Origin of the sequence: Elstera litoralis (assembly GCF_000963705.1) — a bacterium.
Classification (GTDB): domain Bacteria; phylum Pseudomonadota; class Alphaproteobacteria; order Elsterales; family Elsteraceae; genus Elstera; species Elstera litoralis.
Genome location: NZ_LAJY01000016.1, coordinates 1 through 4,260, shown reverse-complemented (window position 1 = coordinate 4,260; position 4,260 = coordinate 1). Strand labels below are relative to the sequence as shown.

The following is a 4,260-nucleotide window of genomic DNA, read 5'->3' as shown; positions in this document are numbered from 1 at the left end:
GTCGACGCGCTGTTCGGGGCGGGCTCAACCGTCCACTACCGCCGCCAGTGCGCGCTGGTTGGCGCGGCACGCCGCGCTCCCGCTGGTGGCCGTCGATGTTCCGTCCGGGCTGGACGGCAGCACGGGGATCGTTGCCGACTGGGTACCCCAGGCGGCGCTAACCGTGACGTTTCATCGTTTCAAGCCGGGACATTTTATTATGCCTGGCAAAGCTTTGTGCGGTGAGCTTCATCTCGCGGATATCGGTATTCCTGCCGCCATTCTGCCCGCCGACCAGCCCGCCTGCCGCCTTAATCATCCGGAGCTTTGGTCGGGTTTCTTTCGAAAACCGGGCCTTACCGACCATAAGTTCACGCGCGGTTGGGCGATGATCCACGCCGGGCATCCTGCGACGGGCGGCATGAGCGGCGCGGCGATCTTGTCCAGCCGAGCAGCACGACGGGCGGGGACTGGATTGGTTTCGCTGGTGGCAGAACGCCCAATAAGCGATTGGCCGGGAACGCTTATCTCGACGAAACCCTGGGCGGAAGTTTGCAGCGAACGGCGCGCGACGGGCTTCTTGATCGGCCCCGGCAATGGCGTTGGCCCGGCCACCCGCGCTGCCGTTCTCGCTGCTGCTGCGACCGGCAGGCCGTTGGTGTTGGATGCCGACGCGCTCACCAGCTTTAGTGGCGAGGCCGAGCTTTTTGCGCCGCGCGCTCGGCGGGCCGTGCGTTCTCACCCCCCATGAGGGCGAGTTCGCCCGGCTGTTTGCCGGAACGCCAATCGCTGAACACCCCGGGCGGCTGGCCAAAGCCCAGGCCGCCGCGCGCTGGTTGGGGGCAACTTTGGTCTTGAAAGGCCCCGATACGCTCATCGCGCGCCCAGATGGGATCGTAACGGTTCAGGCCGATGCCCCGGCGGCGCTGGCAACGGCGGGGTCGGGCGATGTGTTGGCGGGGCTCATCCTCGGCCTCTTGGCGCAGGGTTTCCCGGCAGGGGCAGCCGCCGAGGCAAGCGTTTGGCTCCACGCCCGCGCCGCCACCGTCTTTCCAGGAGCCGGGATGATCGCCGAGGACTTAGTCGCGTCACTGCCTGATATTCTTCTCAATTTTTATGGAAAAAACACGTTATAAACATAGGTTAGAGCTTTTTTTTAAAGCGACAAATTCAGAAAACCATCGTAACGTAGTCCTAGCGAAAGATGAAACCGCATTCGGGCGGACGGTATGGGACGGGAGAGCGGCTATGATTGGACGGGGCTTATTCGGCGGCGCATCTCCTAACGAAATCGCGCCAGGGGCGATTTTCCGCCAGCGGGAGCTGGTGTCGGTCGCGGGGCAGGCTGAAGTCATTTATGTCGATACCGACGCGCGCGGCATTCCTCACGTTCATTATCGCTTCACAGTGGAGCCCCGCTCGGGCTGTGGTCCGGCGGCCCGGCACAGCGAAAACCGCGTGTTGGCGCTCAGCGCCTTCCGTGAGACCTTTGCGCGCAAGGCTTAAATCCAGGCTGTCGACGAAACAGGGGCTCTCGGCTTTCGCACCCCATTGACAGCACCAGCACTTAAAGGCATCTTCCGCGCCGCTGTGCGGGCGTGGTGGAATTGGTAGACGCGCTGGATTTAGGTTCCAGTTCCGCAAGGAGTGGGGGTTCAAGTCCCTTCGCCCGCACCACCTTATATCTTCATCAAATTTTTGGCGGCAATGCTTCGGTGTTGCGCGCGCCTCCCTTGACGGGCTGCGGGAAACCGTTTAGCTGGGTCAGCCCTGAACCCGCGATGTCGATACGGCGTGCGTCGGGGCGGACCCCCTCGGGCTTGCGGGGCCGCTCGCTCAACGATGCACCTGTCGAGATTAGCCGATAGGAATAAGTGGAACATAGTTCATGCAGGTAACTGAAACCCTCGCCGAAGGCCTGAAGCGCCAATATAAAATTGCCGTCCCGGCCGATTATCTGGAAACCCAGGTGAATGCGAAGCTGGCCGAGCTGGCAAAGAAAGTCAGCGTTCCGGGCTTCCGTCCGGGCAAGGTTCCGATGAACCTTGTGCGTCAACGCTACCTCGGCTCGGTGATGGGCGAAGTTCTCGAAACCACCGTTCAGCAGACCTCGTCGAAGGCGATTGAAGAGCGAGGCCTGCGCCCTGCCTTCCAGCCGAAGGTGAATGTGGAAAGCTTCGAGCTGGAATCGGGCGTTCAATTCACGATGGACGTTGAAATCCTGCCGGAAATCACCGTTGCCGATTTCGCCACGCTGGAAATCGAGCGCCCGACGGCGCCGGTCGCCGATGAAGACGTGGACAAGGGCTTGGAAAAGCTCCGCAGCGAATCACGCGCCACCAAGAAGGTCGAAGAAGATCGTCCGGCCCAGGCTGGCGACACCGTCGTGATCGATTTTGTCGGTAAAGACGCAGGCGAGCCGTTCCAGGGCGGCGCGGGGACCGATTTCCATCTCACGCTCGGCTCCGGCATGTTCATTCCGGGCTTCGAAGATCAGTTGATCGGCGCGAAGCTGGGCGAGGAGAAGGTTCTGAACGTGACCTTCCCGGCCGACTATCAAGCCGAAAACCTGAAGGGCAAGGCGGTTACCTTCGACGTGACCGTAAAGGAATTGCGCGAACCGGAACAGGTTGAACTGACCGACGATTTCGCCAAGGCGTTCGGTCTTGAAAGCCTGGATGCGCTGAAGACTGCCATTCGCGGCCAGATCGAACGCGAATATGCCGCCGCCGGTCGCCTGAAGGCCAAGCGCGTGCTGCTCGATAAGCTGGACACGACGCACAGCTTCGACGTGCCGCCGACGCTGGAAGAGGCCGAGTTCAACGCGATCTGGAACCAGTTCGAACAAGCCAAGGCCGCCGGTGAAAATGATCCGCTGCTGGAAGGCAAGTCGGACGATGAAGTGCGCGACGAATATAAGCGCATTGCCAATCGCCGCGTGCGCCTGGGGCTGCTGCTGGCGGAAATCGGTCGTTTGCACAATATCCAGATCGAAGATCAGGAACTGCGCGCGGCGATTTTCAACGTGGCCCGCCAGTATCCGGGGCAGGAGCGTCAGGTCCTTGAGTTCTTCACGAATAATCAGGACGCCATAACGCAGATCCGTGGCCCTATTTTCGAAGACAAGGTGGTAGACCATATTCTAACCACGGCCAAGGTAACGGATAAAACCGTCACCCCCGAAGAACTGCTGAAGGCTGACGCCGAGTAAGGCAGGGAAAGGGCGGCTAAGGCCGCCCTTTCGTTTCTGGAGGGGCGCTTCGTTAGGATTGAGAGGGATTATGCGGGACGCGACCGAATTCACGATGAACACGCTGGTGCCGATGGTGATCGAGCAAACGGCTCGCGGCGAGCGCGCGTTCGATATCTATTCCCGCCTGCTGAAAGAGCGCATCATTTTCCTGGTTGGCCCGGTCAATGACCATGTCGCCAGCTTGATTTGTGCGCAGTTGCTGTTTTTGGAAGCCGAAAATCCCAGCAAGGAAATCAGCTTCTACATCAACTCGCCGGGAGGCTATGTTTCGGCGGGCCTGTCGATCTACGACACGATGCAGTACATCCGCCCGCAAGTGACCACTATGTGCCTCGGCCAAGCCGCGAGCATGGGGTCGCTGTTGCTGGCCGCCGGCGAGAAGGGCAAGCGTTACGCGCTCCCCAATGCGCGCATCATGGTCCATCAGCCGTCGGGCGGGGCACAGGGGCAGGCGACCGATATCGAAATTCAAGCCCGCGAGATTCTGAAGCTCCGCGCGCGCCTGAACGATATCTACGTAAAGCATACCGGCCAGTCGCTTGAGATCATCGAAGCGGCGATGGAACGCGATAATTTCATGGATGCGGAAGAAGCGAAAACCTTCGGGTTGATCGATCAAGTCGTTGCCGCCCGCCCGAAAACGGGCGATGGGCAGGCGTCTTGACGATAGGCCCCTGCGAGAAGGTGATTGCGCCCCGCCGTCGCTTCCTATTGAATGAAGTGACGATAAGAGGAATATGGCTTTGTCAATGGCAAATCCTCCTCTCGACAGCGAAAGACCGGGGCGCACTCGGGCAGAATCGGTCGATCGGCAGGAGCGGTGAGGGGGCGAAAGCGAGTTTAGCATGACCAGGGCAAGCAGCGGCGACAGCAAGAATACGCTTTATTGCTCCTTCTGCGGGAAGAGCCAGCATGAGGTGCGCAAGCTGATCGCTGGACCGACAGTGTTCATCTGCGATGAATGCGTCGAACTCTGCATGGATATCATCCGTGAAGAGCATAAAACCACCTTGGTTAAAAGCCGGGAC

The 4,260-nt window shown here is 60.2% G+C and carries 6 protein-coding genes and 1 tRNA gene; all 7 read left to right on the top strand.

The window, feature by feature from the left end:
* A partial coding sequence (locus tag VZ95_RS21310; protein ID WP_332307963.1) for an NAD(P)H-hydrate dehydratase occupies window positions 1–730 on the top strand: 730 nt, incomplete at its 5' end.
* Window positions 687–1,115: an NAD(P)H-hydrate dehydratase gene (locus tag VZ95_RS21305; RefSeq protein ID WP_052711372.1), complete on the top strand. Its 429-nt coding sequence runs from the start codon at window positions 687–689 to the stop codon at window positions 1,113–1,115. The genes VZ95_RS21310 and VZ95_RS21305, both read left to right, overlap by 44 nt.
* A gap of 112 nt (window positions 1,116–1,227) precedes the next feature.
* On the top strand, window positions 1,228–1,485 hold the full coding sequence (locus VZ95_RS01125; protein WP_045774243.1) for a hypothetical protein: 258 nt from the start codon (window positions 1,228–1,230) through the stop codon (window positions 1,483–1,485).
* A gap of 86 nt (window positions 1,486–1,571) precedes the next feature.
* Window positions 1,572–1,656: transfer RNA gene (locus VZ95_RS01120), tRNA-Leu, on the top strand.
* Window positions 1,657–1,867: 211 nt separating this feature from the next.
* Complete coding sequence (gene tig / locus VZ95_RS01115; RefSeq protein WP_045774242.1) at window positions 1,868–3,190, top strand: trigger factor; 1,323 nt, start codon at window positions 1,868–1,870, stop codon at window positions 3,188–3,190.
* Window positions 3,191–3,260: 70 nt separating this feature from the next.
* Window positions 3,261–3,896, top strand: coding sequence for an ATP-dependent Clp endopeptidase proteolytic subunit ClpP (gene clpP, locus VZ95_RS01110; RefSeq protein WP_269747037.1), 636 nt, complete (start codon window positions 3,261–3,263; stop codon window positions 3,894–3,896).
* 181 nt (window positions 3,897–4,077) lie between these two features.
* Window positions 4,078–4,260: ClpX C4-type zinc finger protein (locus VZ95_RS01105; RefSeq protein WP_045774241.1), on the top strand; the 183-nt coding region annotated here is incomplete at its 3' end.